The organism is Rhodococcus sp. A14 (assembly GCF_011603105.1).
Lineage (GTDB): Bacteria > Actinomycetota > Actinomycetes > Mycobacteriales > Mycobacteriaceae > Rhodococcus_F > Rhodococcus_F opacus.
This window is the reverse complement of record NZ_JAAOQS010000002.1, coordinates 202,553-218,481: the sequence shown is the minus strand read 5'-3', so window position 1 is coordinate 218,481 and position 15,929 is coordinate 202,553. Positions and strand designations below refer to the sequence as shown.

Annotated in this window: 13 protein-coding genes; 7 read left to right on the top strand and 6 right to left on the bottom strand. The window is 68.4% G+C overall.

What is annotated here, in order from left to right:
* Nucleotides 1-3 precede the first annotated feature (3 nt).
* Nucleotides 4-1,707 (bottom strand): peptide chain release factor 3, encoded by a 1,704-nt coding sequence (locus tag G9373_RS02235; protein ID WP_007300094.1) that lies wholly within the window; start codon nucleotides 1,705-1,707, stop codon nucleotides 4-6.
* 211 nt (nucleotides 1,708-1,918) lie between these two features.
* Here G9373_RS02235 and G9373_RS02230 point away from each other — a divergent pair, with 211 nt between their 5' ends.
* On the top strand, nucleotides 1,919-3,550 hold the full coding sequence (locus G9373_RS02230; RefSeq protein ID WP_054247598.1) for a fatty acyl-AMP ligase: 1,632 nt from the start codon (nucleotides 1,919-1,921) through the stop codon (nucleotides 3,548-3,550).
* 66 nt (nucleotides 3,551-3,616) lie between these two features.
* Here G9373_RS02230 and pth read toward each other — a convergent pair whose 3' ends face one another.
* Together pth and G9373_RS02220 are read right to left on the bottom strand one after the other, a co-directional pair.
* Nucleotides 3,617-4,189, bottom strand: a complete 573-nt coding sequence (gene pth / locus G9373_RS02225; protein WP_005255495.1) for an aminoacyl-tRNA hydrolase — start codon at nucleotides 4,187-4,189, stop codon at nucleotides 3,617-3,619.
* A 107-nt stretch (nucleotides 4,190-4,296) separates the two neighbouring features.
* Nucleotides 4,297-4,923, bottom strand: a complete 627-nt coding sequence (locus G9373_RS02220) for a 50S ribosomal protein L25/general stress protein Ctc (protein ID WP_039952679.1) — start codon at nucleotides 4,921-4,923, stop codon at nucleotides 4,297-4,299.
* Nucleotides 4,924-5,255: 332 nt separating this feature from the next.
* Between G9373_RS02220 and G9373_RS02210 the strand changes: the two genes are divergently transcribed.
* Both G9373_RS02210 and G9373_RS02205 read left to right on the top strand, forming a co-directional pair.
* Entirely contained in the window at nucleotides 5,256-7,043 is a 1,788-nt protein-coding gene (locus G9373_RS02210) for an NAD(P)/FAD-dependent oxidoreductase (protein WP_167113733.1), read from the top strand.
* Complete coding sequence (locus G9373_RS02205; RefSeq protein WP_133986364.1) at nucleotides 7,040-8,290, top strand: GAF domain-containing protein; 1,251 nt, start codon at nucleotides 7,040-7,042, stop codon at nucleotides 8,288-8,290. Before G9373_RS02210 ends, G9373_RS02205 begins: the two co-directional genes overlap by 4 nt.
* A gap of 5 nt (nucleotides 8,291-8,295) precedes the next feature.
* On the opposite strand, the gene G9373_RS02200 is transcribed toward G9373_RS02205, so the two are convergent.
* From G9373_RS02200 to G9373_RS02190, 3 genes are all read right to left on the bottom strand, one after another.
* Entirely contained in the window at nucleotides 8,296-9,768 is a 1,473-nt protein-coding gene (locus tag G9373_RS02200) for an FAD-dependent oxidoreductase (protein ID WP_007300098.1), read from the bottom strand.
* A gap of 135 nt (nucleotides 9,769-9,903) precedes the next feature.
* A complete protein-coding gene (locus tag G9373_RS02195) occupies nucleotides 9,904-10,308 on the bottom strand; it encodes a PPOX class F420-dependent oxidoreductase (protein ID WP_005562704.1) in 405 nt (134 codons plus the stop codon).
* Between the two features lie 40 nt (nucleotides 10,309-10,348).
* Nucleotides 10,349-11,524, bottom strand: a complete 1,176-nt coding sequence (locus G9373_RS02190; RefSeq protein ID WP_065490025.1) for an aminotransferase class V-fold PLP-dependent enzyme — start codon at nucleotides 11,522-11,524, stop codon at nucleotides 10,349-10,351.
* 146 nt (nucleotides 11,525-11,670) lie between these two features.
* On the opposite strand from G9373_RS02190, the gene egtA reads away from it, so the two are divergent.
* From egtA to egtD, 4 genes are read left to right on the top strand one after another with little or no spacing between them, the layout of a single operon-like run.
* The gene (gene egtA / locus G9373_RS02185; RefSeq protein ID WP_005255517.1) at nucleotides 11,671-12,885 is read left to right on the top strand and encodes an ergothioneine biosynthesis glutamate--cysteine ligase EgtA; all 1,215 of its coding nucleotides are present in this window, start codon (nucleotides 11,671-11,673) and stop codon (nucleotides 12,883-12,885) included.
* Entirely contained in the window at nucleotides 12,885-14,189 is a 1,305-nt protein-coding gene (egtB, locus tag G9373_RS02180) for an ergothioneine biosynthesis protein EgtB (protein ID WP_043793786.1), read from the top strand. The genes egtA and egtB overlap by 1 nt, the downstream gene beginning before the upstream one ends.
* A gap of 1 nt (nucleotide 14,190) precedes the next feature.
* Nucleotides 14,191-14,937, top strand: coding sequence for an ergothioneine biosynthesis protein EgtC (gene egtC / locus G9373_RS02175; protein ID WP_037203445.1), 747 nt, complete (start codon nucleotides 14,191-14,193; stop codon nucleotides 14,935-14,937).
* Nucleotides 14,934-15,908 (top strand): L-histidine N(alpha)-methyltransferase, encoded by a 975-nt coding sequence (egtD, locus tag G9373_RS02170; protein ID WP_005574298.1) that lies wholly within the window; start codon nucleotides 14,934-14,936, stop codon nucleotides 15,906-15,908. Before egtC ends, egtD begins: the two co-directional genes overlap by 4 nt.
* Nucleotides 15,909-15,929: the final 21 nt, after the last annotated feature.

Genomic DNA, 15,929 nt, shown 5'->3' with positions numbered 1-15,929 from the left:
ACGCTAGTCGGCGGCGGCCACGAGAGGTTCGAGCGTGAGGTCGGGCAGCTCCTTCTGGATGTACTGCAGCCGCCACTTGTCGCTGACGAGCGCCAGCATCACGCCGTCCGAGCGGGTGAACACCTCGACACCGCGCTGACGGTTCAGCTCGTCGGCCGACTCGGCGTCGGTGCGCCGCGCCAACGCGTAGCCCAGGGGTTCCATCCGGGCCTCGACGTTGAACTCGGCCTTCATCCGCGCCGCGACCACCTCGAACTGCATCGGGCCGACGGCCGCCATGACCGGCGAGGCGTCGCCACGGAGGTCGTTGCGGAGGATCTGCACGACACCCTCGGAATCGAGCTGATCCACAGCCCGCCGGAACTGCTTGTACTTGCCCGCGCTCTCGGCCCGCAGGATGGAGAAGTGCTCCGGCGCGAACGACGGGATCGGCGGGAACTCCACCTTCTTCTCGAAGAACAGGGTGTGGCCGGGGGCGAGTGCGGTGGCGTTGACCAGTCCCACCACGTCGCCGGGGTACGCCGATTCCACGGTCGAACGCTCGCGACCGAACACGGTCTGCGCGTACTTCGTCGTGAACGGCTTGCCGGTCTGGGCGTGGGTGACCACCATGCCGCGCTCGAACACGCCCGACACGATGCGCATGAACGCCAGCCGGTCGCGGTGCGCGGTGTCCATGCCGGCCTGGACCTTGAAGACGACCGCACTGAACGGGTCGGTGACCTCGCGAGGGGTGCCGCCGACGTCCTCGCGGGCGCGCGGCGGCGGCGCCAGCTCGACGAGCGTGTCCAGGATCTGGCGGACGCCGAAGTTGAGCATCGCCGACGCGAAGATCACCGGCGACGTCTGGCCGCCGAGGAACAGCTCCTGGTCGTGGTCCTGACCGGTGGCCGAGAGCAGTTCGCTCTCCTCCGCGGCGGTCTCCCATTCGGAGCCCTCCTTCGCGAGGGCGGCGTCGGCATCCATGACCTCTTCGGGGGCGATCTTCGCGCCACCCGCGGTCCGGGTGAACCGGATGTACTCCCGCGGGGCACCGTCCTCGCCGCGCCGCAGCAGGCCCCGGAAGTCGCCGGCGATCCCGACGGGCCAGTACAGGGGAGTCGGGGTGAGACCGATGCGTTCCTGGATCTCGTCGAGAAGCTCCAGCGGCGTCTGGCCCGGCCGGTCCCACTTGTTGATGACCGTGATCACCGGGATTCCGCGGTGACGGCACACCTGGAACAGCTTCAGCGTCTGCGGTTCGAGACCCTTCGCGGCGTCGATCAGCATGACGGCGGCGTCGACCGCCGTCAGGACGCGGTACGTATCCTCCGAGAAGTCGGAGTGACCGGGAGTGTCGACCAGGTTGATCACGTTGTCGACGGGGTCGTCCGCCGACGCCTCGGTGGAGCGGTAGTTGAACTGCAGGGCCGTGGAGCTGACCGAGATGCCGCGGGCCTTCTCCATCTCCATCCAGTCGGACACCGTCGACTTGCGGCCGGCCTTGCCGTGGACCGCGCCCGCTTCGGAGATGACCTTCGCGTGGAGCGCGAGAGCCTCCGTCAGCGTCGACTTACCGGCGTCGGGATGCGAGATCACGGCGAACGTGCGGCGACGGGACGCCTCCGCACGGACACCCTTCTCGGATTTCCCTTCCGGTGCGGCGGACGTGGCGACGGACGCCGCCTCGGCTGGAATGGTGTCGGCCGAGTCGGACGGGGTAGTCAACGAAGAACCTCTCGGGGGACGTGTGGCGTGCAGGAAGGCCGTGTGGCCGCATACCAGGTTACTCGGGTGCCGAACACGAACGCGCAGCACAGTCGCATCCAGGGAGGAGTAACGATCGGAGGCCGGTGGGGGATTTATATGGGTGAGTCGTCGGGGCGCTCCGGAGTTCACCGTTCTGCGTTCGGACACCCGTATGTGCAGGAGGAAGACTGTGAGCAAATTCACCGACGAGATGTACGCGACCGCGGCGAGTAGCACCCGTGGTCTCAACACGGGTGAGCCCGACGCGCCGCTGCGGCAGCCGTGGGGCGAGATCCACAAGGCCGCGCGCCGCATGGCGGGCGCACTCGCCGAGGCGGGTATCGGACACGGCGACGCCATCGGCATCCTCGCCGGTCAGCCCGTCGACATCGCACCCTCCTGCCAGGGCACCTGGATGCGGGGCGCGTCCGTGACCATGTTGCATCAGCCGACGCCGCGCACCGACCTGGCCGTGTGGGCCAAGGACACCGAGACCGTCATCAACATGATTCAGGCGAAGGCCGTCATCCTCGGTGCGCCGTTCGACGCCGCCAAGCCGCTGCTGGAGGAGCGCGGCATCACCGTGGTGACGGTGGCCGAGCTGAACGAGGGCACGGCTATCGACCCGGTCGAGACGTTCGAGAGCGACATCGCGCTGCAGCAGCTCACGTCCGGTTCCACCGGTTCCCCCAAGGCCGTGCAGATCACGCACGAGAACTTCTACACCAACGCGTACGCCATGATCGACCGCATCAAGTTCTCCATCGAGGACGATGTGATGATCAGCTGGCTGCCCCTGTTCCACGACATGGGGATGGTCGGGTTCCTGAGCGTGCCGATGCAGGTCGGCGCGGAGGTCGTGAGCATCACCCCGATGGACTTCCTCCGCACGCCGCTGCTGTGGGCGGAACTGATGGGGAAGTACAAGGGCACCGTCACAGCCGCCCCCAACTTCGCGTACTCGCTGCTCGCCCGCCGCCTCAAGCAGGCGGAGGACGGCGCCGTCGACCTGAGCACCGTCCGGTACATGTGGAACGGCGCCGAGCCCGTCGACCCCGAGACGATGACCAAGCTCGCCGAGGCGGGCGCCCGCTTCGGCCTGAACCCGTCCGCACTCGCCCCCGTCTACGGCATGGCCGAGACCACCCTCGCCGTCTCCATCCCGGATCCGGATCAGGGCCAGGTCCTCGACCTCGTCGACCCGGATCTCCTCGAGGCGATGCAGCGCGCTGTCCCGTCGAGCAAGCCGAACGCGCGTGCCCTCGCCACCCTCGGAAAGATGGTGCCGAACCTGGAGGGACGCGTCGTCGACAGCGAGGGGGAGCTGCTCCCGACCCGCGGTGTCGGCATCATCGAGGTCCGCGGCAAGGCGGTCACCCCCGGATACATCACGGTCGACGGACACAAGCCCGCGCAGGACGCGGACGGCTGGCTGAACACCGGCGACGTCGGCTACTTCACTGAAGAAGGCCTCGTCGTCGTGTGCGGCCGCGTCAAGGACGTCATCATCATGGGTGGCCGCAACATCTACCCGACGGACATCGAGCGGGCCGCCGGCACCGTCGCCGGAGTGCGTCCCGGCAACGCGGTGGCCGTCCGCCTCGACGCGGGGCAGAAGCGGGAAAGTTTCGCCGTCGCGGTGGAGACCAACGACTATCAGGACCCCGAAGTGGTCAAGCGCATCGAGCACGAGGTCGTGCACGCCGTGTTCTCCGAGGTCGGCGTACGACCGCGCACGGTCGCCGTCCTCGGGCCCGGCAGCATTCCCAAGACGTCGTCGGGCAAACTCCGCCGCGCCACGTCGGCGAATCTGGTCCACTAGGCGCTCCGCGCCCGTGCGCCTTTTTGGTAGCTGGGAGAACCAGATAGGCGCACGGGCGCGGAGCGCCTAATGCAGGCGGTTCTGCGCAGCCTCGAGCCCGACGCGCAGGACCAGCTCGACGGCGTCCGCGGATTCTTCGCAGACGAGGTCGAGTTCCTTGCGTTCCGCCGAGGAGAACGGCTTCAGCACGTACGACGCCGGATCCATCCGTCCGGGGGGACGACCGATCCCGACACGGGTGCGCAGGTACTCCTTGGTGCCGAGCGCGCTCGAGATGGACCGCAGGCCGTTGTGCCCGCCCTCGCCGCCGCCCTGCTTGAGTCGAATGGTCCCGAAGTCGAGGTCGAGTTCGTCGTGGATGACCACGATGTTGCCCGGATCGACGGAGAAGAAACGGGCCAGCCCGGCGACGGCGGAACCGGACAGGTTCATGAACGACCGCGGTTTGGCGAGGATCGTCGGACGTCCCTCGAGTCGCCCCTGAACGATCTCGGCGCCGCTCTTCTTGTGCGCGCTGAACTTGCCACCCATGCGAGCGGACAGCACGCCGGCCACCATGAAGCCGACGTTGTGCCGGGTCTTCTCGTATTGCGGTCCGGGGTTGCCCAGACCCACCACCAGGGCGGTGTCTTCACTCACCGACAGGGTCCTTCCATGCGTGAGGGGGTCGTGTCAGACGACAGCGGCGCGTCACCCCGGACAATCCGGGACGACGCGCCGCCGACATCAGTGCGGTTGCGAGAGGATCAGCTCTCGGCGCCCTCTTCGGCCGGAGCCTCGGCGGGCTCGGCCGCGGCTTCGCCGGTCTCCTCTTCGAGGTCGGCAGCGGTCGGGGCTGCGACGACGTTGACGATGAGCAGTTCCTCGTCGGCCTGCAGGGTGGAACCCTTGGGCAGCTCGAGCTGGTTGGCCAGGATCTGGGTGCCGACCTCGAGGCCCTCGACCGAGATCTCGATCTGCTCGGGGATGTGCAGCGCGTCCGCTTCGAGGGAGATGGTGGCGGCGTCCTGCGCGACCAGGGTGCCGGCAGCGGCCTCACCGGTGACGACGACGGGAACGTCGACGGTGACCTTCTCGCCCTTCTTGATGACGAGGAGGTCGGCGTGCTCGATGTAGTTGCGGATCGGGTGAACCACGACCGACTTGGTGAGCGCGACCTGCTCCTTGCCCTCGATGTCGAGGGTCAGGATGGCGTTGGTGCCGTGCGCGCGCAGGATGGCGGCGAAGTCGCGGGACGGGACGTTCAGGTGGCGGGGGTCCTCACCGTGGCCGTACAGGACTGCGGGGACCTGGCCGTCGCGGCGCGCGCGGCGGGCGGCACCCTTGCCGAACTCGGTGCGCACGGCGGCTACGAGGCGATTTTCGTCAGACATGGTGAAACGGCTCCTACAACTCACGGTGGTAACTGGCGGGCGGTTCGAGTCGACGAGGGACGAACACGCGACGGCCAGGAGCGAAACGCTCGAGCAGAGCCGTCGCCGCGTCGATCACGGTGAGCCAGTCAATGGGAACTTCTGGTTCACCCTCGCCGAGACAACTTATGGAACTCTACCGGATGGCCTGTTGACCTGCTAATCGGGTGTCTCGGGCGGCTGCGCGGCGCCGAGGTGGGGACGGTGCAATCCGATGCAACGCTGCCGCCCCGTCCTTGTGACCCGTATCACAGAGGTATCGAACTTCTCGATTCCCGACGACGGAGGACATCATGACCGCCACACTCGACGCACCCGTCGACACCGCCATCCCGCAGCCGGGTGACATCGCCCGGCGCTGGCTGGCCGGATTCGGTGCCGCCCTCGAACGAAGCGACGTGCGCGGGGCCGCCCAGCACTTCCTGGTCGACGGTTGGTGGCGCGACCTGCTGTCGTTCACCTGGGATCTGCACACCACGCACGGTCGCGCGGACATCGAGTCGCGCCTCGCGGATTCGGTTCCGGTGCACGAGCCGCGCCACCTCGTCCTGTCACCCGCGCACCCCGCCGAGGCGGTGGCCGATCCCGAGGGTGACTGGATACAGACCTTCTTCACGTTCGAGACGACCCTGGCCCGCAGCCGCGGTTTCGTTCGGCTGAGGCGCGACGACGACGGCGAGTGGCGTGCCTGGACGTTGATCAGCGCGATGGAGGAGATCAAGGGTCACGAGGAGAAGAAGGGGCATCGGCGGGTTCAGGGCACGAATCACGGCGCCCACCGCGGCAAGATCAACTGGCTCGACCGGCGAACCGTCAAGGGTGAGTTCGAGACCGAGCAGCCGGCCGTCGTGATCGTCGGCGCCGGCCAGGGTGGTCTTGCCCTCGCGGCCCGTCTGGGACAGCTCGGAGTCGACACCCTGCTGGTGGAGCGAAACGACCGGATCGGTGACAGCTGGCGCAAGCGCTACCACTCGCTGGTCCTGCACGACCCGGTCTGGTACGACCACCTGCCGTACTTGAACTTCCCCGACCACTGGCCGGTGTTCACGCCCAAGGACAAGCTCGCGAACTGGTTCGAGTTCTACGCCGACGCAATGGAACTCAACGTGTGGACGGGAACCGAGTTCACCGGCGGCAGCTATGACGACGCCACCGGCGAATGGACCGTGACCGTCGCCCGCGACGACGGCTCCACCCGCACGCTGCACCCCCGGCACGTCGTCCTCGCCACGGGAATGAGTGGGGTGCCGAACATTCCGCGGATCGCTGGTGCCGACACGTTCGAGGGAACCATCGAGCATTCGAGTTGGTTCGTCGGCGGCCGGGAGATGCAGGGCAAGAAGGCCCTCGTCGTCGGCTGCTGCAACTCGGGCCACGACATCGCCCAGGAACTCAACGAGCAGGGTGCGGACGTGACCATCCTGCAGCGCTCGTCCACGTATGTGATGAGCAGCAAGCACGGCATCCCCGGACTGTTCGGCGGCGTGTACGAGGAGGGCGGGCCCGCGGTGCAGGACGCCGACCTGATCTTCGCGTCGCTGCCGTACCCGTTGCTCGCGGGAATTCACGCCGGGGCGACGGAGGCCATTGCAGAGAAGGACGCGGAGATGCTCGACGGTCTGCGGAAGGCCGGATTCAAGGTCGATTTCGGCGAGGACGGCAGCGGCCTGTTCATGAAGTACCTGCGACGCGGCGGCGGCTACTACATCGACGTCGGTGCATCCGAGCTGATCGCGAGCGGCGAGGTGACGGTGAAGCAGGGAACCGAGATCGATCACTTCACCCCGGACGGGGTTGTGTTCGCCGACGGCACCGAGATGCCGGTGGACGTGGTGGTTCTCGCGACCGGATACAAGAACATGCGTGAGAGCGCCCGCAAGTTCCTCGGCGACGCGGTCGCGGACCGCTGCCAGGACGTGTGGGGCCTCGACGACGAGGGCGAGCTGCGCACGGTGTGGCGCCGGTCCGGTCATCCGGGTTTCTGGTTTATGGCCGGCAACCTGCATCAGTCCCGGCACTACTCGAAGTATCTGGCCTTCCAGATCAAGGCCCAGGAGGAAGGGTTGCAGCCGATCCGATGACGGACAGTGGTGTGGCTCACAACGTCGGGGGTAGCCTCGGCGTTGTGAGCGCTGAACGTCCGACCGCCGACCGGCTGACCGCAGTGGCAACTGGTGTGGATCTGCCGCGACATGCCCGGCTGCTCAGCCGGGTGCACGACGCCGTGCTGTCCGGGGAGCAGCCGCCCGCGCTGCCCCGGGACGTGGTGGCGCGGTCGTGGTCCCGACTGCAGGCGGGCGGTGTGAGCCCGGACCACTGCGCGGACGTGGAGCCCGCCGACTTCTCCGAGATCGAGGCGCGGCGTACCCGGACGGCGCTGCGCACGGTGCTCCCGGAACTGCGCAGCACGCTGACGCAGGTCGCGGACGATGCGAACTTCATCGTGGTCATCGCCGACGCCGACGGTGTCCTGTTGTGGCGGGAAGGATCCCGCGGGGTCCGGAAGGCGGCCGACGCCCTGGGGTTCACGGAGGGTGCTCGCTGGGCGGAGCAGGCGGTCGGGACCAACGCGATCGGCACGGCGCTGATCGAAGATGCTGCGGTGCAACTGTTCTCGGCCGAGCACTATGCGCCCTCGCATCACGGCTGGTCGTGCACAGGGTCGCCGGTGCACGATCCGCGCACCGGTGAGATCCTCGGCGTCGTCGACATCAGTGGGTCGGCGATGTCGATTCACCCGACCACGGTCGCACTCGTCCGCACCGCCGTGCGTCTGGCCGAGGCGACACTGTGGCGCGAGCACACGGCGCAACTGGACAAGTTGCGCGGCCGGGCGGCACCGCTGCTCGCGTCGGCGGGCGGTCCGGCGCTGGTCGTCGACAAGCACGGGTGGGTCGCGGAGGCGAGTGGCATCGCGGCGCCGGAGCGGGTTGCGCCGCCGAGCCTGGACCGGCCACTGCTCGTCCCGGGGCTCGGGCTGTGCGTGCCCGAACCGCTCGGCGACGGCTGGCTGGTGCGCAGGCGCGTCGACGGGGCAGCCATCGAACTGGAACTCGACCTCGGGGACGCGCCGCACGTGACGGTCCGGGGCGACGTCAACTGGACGCGGCCGCTCTCACCCCGGCACGCCCAGATCCTGCGGGTGCTGTCGGTCGCGGGACCGGCGGGCGTCGACGCGGCCTCGCTCAGCGAATCGTTGTTCGGCGACCGCGACCACGTGGTGGCGGTCCGCGCCGAGGTCTCGCGTCTGCGCAAGAGTCTCGGCGCGGTCCTGAGCACCCAGCCCTACCGGTTCGCGGCCGGCGTGACGGTCCGGCTCGTCGGGTAGTCCGGTCAGGCGCGCGTCGCCGCACTGATCCCGGCGCGGCGGCCGTAGAAGCTGCCGTCGCCGAGGGAGGTGCCGCTGGCGTAGCCGCCGGCGCACACACCGGACGTGCACCGTCCCGCCGCGAAGAGGCCGGGAATCGGTTCGCCGGAGACGTGCAGTACCTCGGAGTTCACGGTCGTCCGCAGGCCGCCGAGCGTGAAGCCGAGGGTGAACCCGCGCAGGTCGAGTGCCGCGACGGGGGTGCCGATCGGCTTCACCCACTCGGATTTCTTGTGCAGCAGCGGGTCCGATCCTTCGGCGGCGTGCGTGTTGTAGACCTCGACGGTCGACTGCAGTGCGCCGGCGGGCAAACCCATGTCCGATTCGAGTTCCTCGACGGTCTCCGCCGCCCACTTCGGTTGGACGCGCAGGAACGGCGTGGCCGTGGTGGCGGCCGCCCCCTCCTCGTAGGACGCCTCGTCGATGATGAGGAACGCCTGGTTGTCCTGGTGGAACAGGGTCATCTGGCCGATCCGCCCGGAGTACGTGTCCTCCGGCACGTAGCGCTGCCCCCGGCCGTTGACCAGGATGCCGCGGACGATCAACTGGGGGTCGCAGACGAACGCGACCTCGGTGGCGTCCATGTGGGCGAGATCGGCGCCGAGGGCCTGCGCCATGAGGATCGACCGTCCGTCGTGCTCCTCGATGGCGGCGCCGGGGCGGCCGATGAGCCGCGGCGCGTGGGCCTCGATCATCTTGTCGTTGTAGGCGAAGCTGCCGGTGGCGAGGACGACGCCGCGGCGCGCCCGCACGGCCACCTCCTTGCCGTACTGCTTGGCGACGATCCCGACGACGCGACCGGTGTCGTCCGTGACGAGCGTCTGGACGCGCATGTCGTATTCGGCTCGGACCCCGAGCTTTTCGGCGGTCTCGACGAGCGGCTTCATCAGCATGTAGCCACCGCCCTTCTCGCCGGTCCGCTTGCCGTCCATCTGCGGAACGTGGCCGCGCGGTGCGGGAGTCGCGATCTCGTTGAAGGGTGCCGCGTTCTCGCCGCCGGAGTACATGAGTCCGTCGTCGAACGGGGGCTCCCAGCCGGGTTCGCCCCAGAAGCTCTCCTTGAACGGGACACCACAGTTGACGAGCCAGTTGTAGTGTTCGACGCTGCCCTCGCAGTAGTCGGTGATCTTCTCCTCGTCGGCACCCGGGCCGAGGGCCGCCATCATGAACGTCTTCATGTTCTCGGGCGAGTCGTCGAACCCGCACGCCTTCTGCAACGGCGTGCCTCCGCCGAGGTAGATGAAGCCGCCCGCGAGAGCGGCGGCACCGCCCCAGCCGCTGGTGCGTTCGAGGACCAGGACGTCGGCGCCGGCGCGCGCCGCCTCGATGGAGGCGGACACACCGGCGATGCCGTAACCCGCGACCACGACATCGGCCTCGTAGTCCCACTCGGTGACCGTTGCTGCGGACCGGGGGCGGATCGGTGTGGCGTCGACCATGGGTGGAAGTCCTCTCGGGCGGTCACAGGCGAAGTGTGACGTGGGTTACCCTCAAACTGTAACCTGTTCCAAAACCCGATTCGGTGGATCTCCCGGTCAGTGGGACGCCGCGCTCGGAGGTCGGCGAGCGCCCGGCTATCCGGGCAGGTCCGTCACGCCGGACAGCTCGTAGTGCAGCGTCGACGTGCGTGCCAGCCGGTGCGCGAGATGCACCCCGATCCGCTGCACCACGGGATACTTCTCGTCGATCAGGGCGCCCGCGGCCCGCGCCTCCTCACCGGACAGCAGTCGCGCCGTGGCCTGCGCCGGCGGACCCGTCGGCTTGCCGGACCACGTGCACGGGCGGATCCGGACGTCGGGGAAATTGCGTAGCCGCTTGTTCTTGGACGCCCGTCCCGGGGTCCGGAAGTATGCCCGATCGCCCTGCACGGCGAAGTTGACCGGAGTGTCCACCCACGAGCCGTCGCGTCTGCGCGTCTGCAACTGCACGACCTTCTCCGCGGCGAAGCGCGGCAGCGCCGGTGATCCCTGGTCCGTCATCGCGAAGTCCTGATATTCGGGTGAGTTCCAGCGTACTGCCCTAGTTCGCGAGTGTCCGCACCTCCGCGAGGAACCGGTCGAGGTCGTCGGGGGAGCAGAAGTAGTGCGGCGACGCCCGCACCACGGCGTCCAGTCCGCGGGCGCTCATGTCCAGCAGCGTCGATCCACGCAGGCTGGCCGTGACCGTGACGTTGCGGGCGGCCAGCTGTTTCCGGACGTCGCCGGGATCGAACCCGTCGACGGTGAACGAGACGATTCCGCAGCGGCGGGCGCCGAGGTCGCGCACGGTGACACCGGGGATCGCCGCGAGCCCCGACCGGAGGTGCTCCGCCCCGGTAGCAACGGCCACCTCGACCTCGTCCACCCCGAGGTCGAGGAGATAGTCGGCCGCCACTCCGAGTCCGAGGCGCGCGGCGACGTCGCATTCCCAGAATTCGAACCGGCTGGCGTCGGTGGCGAGCCGGTACGCATCGGCTGCGGTCCACTCCGCGCTGTGCAGGTCGAGGGCGGCCGGCTCGAGCGTCGCGGCCAGTTCCGGCCGGACGTACAGGAAGCCGGTGCCCCGCGGTGCACGAAGCCATTTGCGGCCCGTGGCGGAGAGCGCGTCGACGCCCAGTTCGCCCACGTCGAGCGCGATCTGACCGACCGACTGGCACGCGTCGAGCAGCACGAGCGCGCCGTGCGAGTGTGCCAGCTCCGTCACCTCGCGGACGGGGTTGACCAGACCGCCGTTGGTGGGCACGTGCACGAGGGACACGAGACGGACCCGGTCGTCGAGAAGCGTCTCGAGGGCGGCCACGTCGATCTGGCCCGCCGGGTCGCTGGGGATCACGTCGACCGTCGCGCCCACGGACCGGGCCCGTTGCAGGACGGCGATGGCGTTGCTGGCGTACTCGACCTCCGAGATCAGCACTCGGTCACCGGCCCGGAGCGGGACGGCATGGAAGAAGTCGTTCCAGGCGGTGGTGGCACTGTCCACCAGGGCGATGCCGTCGGCGCTCGCCCCGATCAGCCGGCCCAGGGACGACTTGACGGCGGCGAGATCGTCGGCCCGTTCGGCGGCCGCGACGTAGCCGCCCACGTCGGCTTCCCGGCGCAGGTGCGCGAACACGGCGTCCAGGACCGGGGTCGGCGGAAGCGAGGAGCCCGCGCTGTCGAGGAACACCTTGTCGAGGCAGCCCGGGGTGTCCCGTCGCGCCTGCTCGAGGTCGAGCATGTCCGATACCTCCCTTTTCGCGGTGAATGGACTCGAACGTACCTGTGCAGGTTCCTCGAAAAGTATGCCGTTGGGGCGTGCATCGACGGCCGAGGCGCTCTAATGTCGATAACGACGTTCAGGCGGCGCCCGAAGGGGAGGGTCGAATGGCTACTGCAGTTCAGTCCGTCGAGGCAACGTGTTTCACGTCGCGGCCGGCGGCGGAGGCGTACCTGGGTGGTGTGTGTTTCAAACTTGGGCCGCCGCAGCTGATCGGCGCGGAATTGGAGTGGCTGACCGCGCAACTGCCGGAAAACGTGCGCCCCGACCTCGCCGCTCTCGCTGAAGCTCTCGGGCCGCACACTCCCAGAACCATCGATCCCTCTTCTCCTGCTCAGCCCCTTCCTGGTGGCAGCGTCGTCACGGTCGAACCCGGCGGACAGATCGAACTGTCCAGCGCCCCCTATTACTCCGCACGCGAATTGTGCGACTATCTCGCCGCCGATCAGGCGGTTCTCGCGGACCTGTTGTCGTCCCAATCGATCCTCATGTCGTCCGAGGCCGCGGACACCCGCCGGCCCGCGCAGCGTCTCCTCCAATCGCCGCGGTACTGCGCGATGGAATCCCACTTCACCGGCATCGGGCCCTTCGGGAAACTGATGATGTGCAACACCGCCGCAACGCAGATCAGCGTGGACGCCGGGGCCGATCCGGTTGCGGTGGAGAAGCGGTGGCACCTGCTCCATGCCATCGGTCCTGCATTGATCGCGGCCTTCGCGTGTTCGCCGCGGCTCTACGGGGGACCCGACGGGCAATGGGCATCGCAGCGGATGCGAACGTGGCTCGAACTCGATTCGCCGCGCACCACCGGAACCCCGCACATCGCGGACTATGCGGGGTGGGTACTGGACGTGCCGCTGCTGTGCATCCGTAACGACGGAACGGACTGGACTGCGCCCGACGGTGCAACTTTCGCCGACTGGGTCGAGGGCGCGCTGGACGACGTGATCGGACGCCCGATGCCCGCCGACCTCGACTACCATCTCACCACCCTGTTTCCGCCCGTTCGTGCGGCCGGTCATCTCGAGGTGCGCTACCTCGACGCGCAACCGGGTGACCAGTGGCGGGTTCCCATCGCGGCGATCGACGCGCTGCTGTCGGGTCCGGGTGCCATGACCGAGGCGCTCGACGCGGCGCTGCCCACCGCCGAACGCTGGCGGGACGCGGCCGAGTTCGGTCTGGCCGACCTCGAACTGCGCGCTGCGGCAACATCTCTGCTGTCGCTGGCGGCGGCGTACTCGCCCGACCCCGAATTCGTCAGACTGCTCGATGCCGCCGCCGAGCGATGTTGCCGGGGCCAGGCACCGAGCGGGGAACGCTGATGGGTACCCGCGAGAAGATCGAGACGGTGTTGACACGGGCGCGGGAGCGCACCGCCGGGTTGACGGACTGTGTGGACGGGGAAGACCTCGTCGCGCAGCATTCGCCGTTGATGAGCCCGCTCGTGTGGGATCTCGCGCACATCGGCAATCAGGAAGAGTTGTGGCTCGTGCGGGATGTCGGGGGCCGGGAACCGGTCCGCCGCGATATCGACGAGTTGTACGACGCATTCAAACATTCGAGGAACTCCCGGCCGTCCCTGCCGCTGCTGAACCCGGACGAGGCGAGGGAATACATACGAACTGTTCGAGACAAGGCGTGGGACGTGCTCGACCGCAGCACGTTCCGGGGCCGGCCGCTCGAGGAGAACGGATTCGCATTCGGCATGATCGCGCAGCACGAGCAGCAGCACGCCGAAACGATGCTCGCCACCCATCAACTGCGCACCGGTGCAGCAGTACTGGCCGCGGAGAGCGCGCCGCGTGTCGGCGGGGCGATGGACGAGGACGAAGTGGTCATTCCCTCCGGCGAATTCACGATGGGGACGTCGGACGATCCGTGGGCACTCGACAACGAGAGGTCCGCGCACCCCGTGCACGTCCCGGCGTTCGTGATCGACGCCGTCCCCGTCACCAACGGCCGCTACCTCGAGTTCATGGACGACGGTGGTTACGCACGTCCCGAATTGTGGAGTGAGCGGGGATGGGCGCACCGCCTCGAAGCGGGGCTGGACGCTCCCCAGTTCTGGGAGAACGACGGCTGCGGAACGTGGTGGCGACGGCGGTTCGGGGTGACCGAGCCGATCCATCTCCAGGAACCGGTCGTGCACGTCTGCTTCTTCGAGGCCGAGGCGTTCGCGCGCTGGGACGGCAAGAGGCTTCCGACCGAAGCCGAATGGGAGAAGGCCGCGCGATGGGACCCGTTCACCGACCGGTCGCGCCGATTCCCCTGGGGTGACGACGAACCCGACGCCTCGCTGGCCAACCTCGGGCAGCACCACCTCGGACCCGCGGTGGTCGGGGCATACCCGTCGGGGGCGTCCCCGCTCGGCGTCCATCAACTGATCGGCGACGTGTGGGAGTGGACGTCGTCGCCCTTCGAGCCCTATCCCGGTTTCTCGGCATTCCCGTACCGCGAGTACTCGGAGGTGTTCTACGGCGGCGACTACCGCGTGCTGCGCGGCGGTTCGTTCGGCACCGATCCGGTGGCATGCCGTGGGACGTTCCGCAACTGGGACCACCCGATCCGCAGGCAGATCTTCTCCGGATTCCGCTGTGCCCGGGACCTTCCGGGAGACGACCGCTGAGATGTGCCGACACCTGGGCTATCTGGGACCGGAACAGTCGGTGGGCGACCTCCTGAGTCGCGGCGAGAACTCGCTACTGCGCCAGTCCTACGCGCCACACGACATGAGGGGTGGCGGAACCATCAACGCCGACGGATTCGGTGTGGGGTGGTGGGGAACGGACGGCTTCTCCCGCTACCGCAGTGCTCAGCCGCTGTGGTCCGACCCCGTCGTGCGAGAGACGTTGCCGAACATCCGCTCCCGCGCGGTGATGGCCGCCGCTCGGTCGGCGACGGTCGGGATGCCCGTGCAGCACACGGCCTGTGCACCGTTCTCCGACGAGACCTGGGCCTTCAGCCACAACGGGGTGGTGCGCGGGTGGCCGGAGTCGCTCGGCGCGCTCGCCGCGGAGCTACCCGTGAGCGATCTGCTGCAACTCGAGGCACCGACCGACTCGGCCGCGTTGTGGCTGCTCCTGCGCCGGGCACTCGGCGAGCAGGACCCCGAGAAGGCGATGAGTGCGCTCGTGCAGGACGTCGTCGCCGCGGCCCCGAACTCGCGATTGAATCTGCTGCTGGGCAACGGCAGCGAACTGTGGGCCACCACCTGGCATCACTCGCTGTCGGCGCTCGTCGACGACGAGCGGGCCATCCTGATGTCCGAACCCTACGACGACAACCCCGCATGGCAATCGATTCCGGACCGGCACTTCGTCAGCGCACGCCCCGGACACCTGATCGTCACCCCGCTCGAGATGGGAGCACGATGACCACCACACCGACACTCGAGGTGTACCTGCAGCCCGAGCAGCTGAAGGCCGCTCTGCGCAAGGACGCCACCGTCGGGCTCACGTCGAACCCGAAATGGCTGCCTCCCAAATACTTCTACGACGCCCGCGGGAGCGAGCTGTTCGAACAGATCACCGCGTTACCTGAATACTTCCCGACGCGTACCGAACGGGAACTGCTCAGACGGTATTCGGGGGAGATCGCCGAGGTCGCGGCGCCGGAGATTCTCGTCGAACTCGGATCCGGGTCGTCGGAGAAGACACGGTTGCTGCTGGGCGCCGGCACGCGGCACGGAAGCCTCCATACGTACGTACCGCAGGACGTGTCGGTGTCCGCGCTCGAGAGCGCGGCGGAGCAGATCGGTGTGGAGTTCCCGAATCTGACCGTGCGCGGCGTCGTCAGCGACTTCACCGAGTCGTTGCACCACCTGCCACGCGGTGGCCGCCGCACGATCGCGTTCCTCGGTGGCACCCTCGGAAACATGGTGCCCGCCGAGCGGGCGGAGTTCCTCTCCGGGATCGCCGACGTCCTCGAGCCGGGGGAGCACCTGCTCCTCGGGGTCGGACTGGTCACCGATCCCGCCGTCCTCGTGCCCGCCTACGACGACGCGGCCGGGGTGACCGCCGAGTTCAACCGTAATGTGCTGCGGGTCCTCAACACACAGCTCGACGCCGATTTCCCGGTGGACGAGTTCCGGCACGTCGCGCTGTGGGACGCCGACAACGAGTGGATCGAGATGCGGCTCGAAGCCGAGCGTGCCATGTCGGTCCGCGTGGGCGAGCTGGATCTGGACGTGGAATTCACCGAGGGTGAGCAGCTGCGGACGGAAATCTCCGCCAAGTTCACCCTCGACGGCATCCGACGGGAGTTGGCGGAGGCGGGATTCGACGTCGACCGCACCTGGACCGATCCCGACGACCGCTTCGCGCTGGTGTGCGCCGCGCGGAACTGACCCATGTGAGTGGCATTGTGT